The following is a 1,717-nucleotide window of genomic DNA, read 5'->3' as shown; positions in this document are numbered from 1 at the left end:
CACCCGGCCCCCGACGCCGAGCCCGCCGACGTCTCGGGCGGCGACGCCGCCGACGCGGCGAGGGGGTAGCCGTGAAGCCCGTCGACCCCCGGCTGCTCCGGCACGCCCGCGCCACCAGGCGCTTCCTGCTCGCCTCGGTGGTACTCGGGCTGGTCGGCGCCGGGCTGGTCATCGGGCAGGCGATGCTGCTGGCCGACGTGATCGTCCGCGCCTTCCAGGGTGGCGCGGCGGTCACCGAGCTGTACCCGACGCTCGCCGCGCTGGCCGCCGTCGCGCTCGGCCGCGCGGCGGTCGTCTGGCTCACCGAACTGGCCGCGCACCGAGCGGGCGCCTCGGTCAAGTCGCAACTGCGGCTGCGCCTCCTCGCGCACGCCGCCGCCCTCGGCCCGTCCGCCGCCACCCGGCAGCGCACCGGCGAGCTGACCGCGCTCGCCACCCGGGGAATCGACGCGCTCGACGACTACTTCGGCCGCTACCTGCCACAACTGGGCCTCGCCGCGACCGTGCCCGTCGCCGTACTGGCCCGGATCGTCACCGACGACTGGATCTCGGCGCTCACCATCGTGCTGACGCTGCCGCTGATCCCGCTCTTCATGGTGCTCATCGGCTGGGCCACCGAGTCCCGCGTCAACAGGCAGTGGCGACTGCTGAGCCGGCTCTCCCACCACTTCCTGGACGTCGTCGCCGGGCTGCCCACACTGCGCGTCTTCGGCCGCGCCAAGGCGCAGGCGGCGAGCATCCGGGCGGTGACCGGCGACTACCGCCGGGCCACCATGCGCACCCTGCGCGTCGCCTTCCTCTCCTCCTTCGCCCTGGAGCTGCTGGCGACGATCTCCGTCGCGCTGGTCGCCGTCGGCATCGGCACCCGACTCGTCTACGGCCAACTCGACCTCTACACCGGCCTGGTGGTGCTCATCCTGGCGCCCGAGGCGTATCTGCCGCTGCGGCAGGTCGGCGCCCGCTACCACGCGGCGGCGGAGGGACTGGCGGCCGCCGACCGGGTCTTCGAGGTACTGGAGACCCCGCCGCCGGCCAACGGCTCGCTGCCCGCCCCGACCGGCCGAGGGTTCGCCGTCGACGACCTCGTCGTCCGCCACCCCGGCCGGACCGCCGACTCCCTCCCCGCGACAACGCTACGGGTCGGCCCCGGCGAGACCGTCGCCCTCACCGGCCCCTCCGGTGCCGGCAAGTCCACCCTGATCAACGCCGTACTCGGCTTCGCGGAACCCGCCGAGGGCCGGGTCCTCGTCGGCGAGACCGACCTGCGCGAGATCAACCGCGCCGACTGGCACCGCCAGATCGCCTGGGTCCCGCAACACCCCGCGCTGCTCGCCGGCACCGTCGCCGACAACGTCCGGCTCGCCCGCCCCGAGGCGACCGACGCCGAGGTCGCCGCCGCCCTGCGGGACGCGGCCGCCGACGACATCGACCCCGCGCTCCCGCTCGGCGAGGGTGGCGCCGGACTCTCCGCAGGCCAGCGCCAACGCGTCGCGCTCGCCCGGGCGTTCCTCGCCGACCGGCCGGTGCTGCTGCTCGACGAGCCGACCGCGACGCTGGACGGCGCCACCGAGACCGCCGTCGTCGACGCCGTACGACGCCTCGCCGAAGGCCGCACCGTCCTGCTTGTCGTACACCGCCCCGCGCTGCTGGCGCTCGCCGACCGCACGATCGCCCTGCCGCCGCCCGCCGGGCCCCTCGGGCAGATCGGGTCTCCCGC

At 75.7% G+C, this 1,717-nt stretch carries 1 protein-coding gene; it reads left to right on the top strand.

Annotated features, from left to right (window positions below; genetic code table 11):
* Positions 1–71 precede the first annotated feature (71 nt).
* The coding region (gene cydD / locus FNX44_RS26615; protein WP_143651528.1) for a thiol reductant ABC exporter subunit CydD at positions 72–1,717 on the top strand (1,646 nt) is incomplete at its 3' end.

Origin of the sequence: Streptomyces alkaliterrae (assembly GCF_007097205.2) — a bacterium.
In the GTDB taxonomy this organism is placed as follows: domain Bacteria; phylum Actinomycetota; class Actinomycetes; order Streptomycetales; family Streptomycetaceae; genus Streptomyces; species Streptomyces alkaliterrae.
Note: the sequence above shows the minus strand (reverse complement) of the source record. Positions and strands in the feature narration are given on the sequence as shown.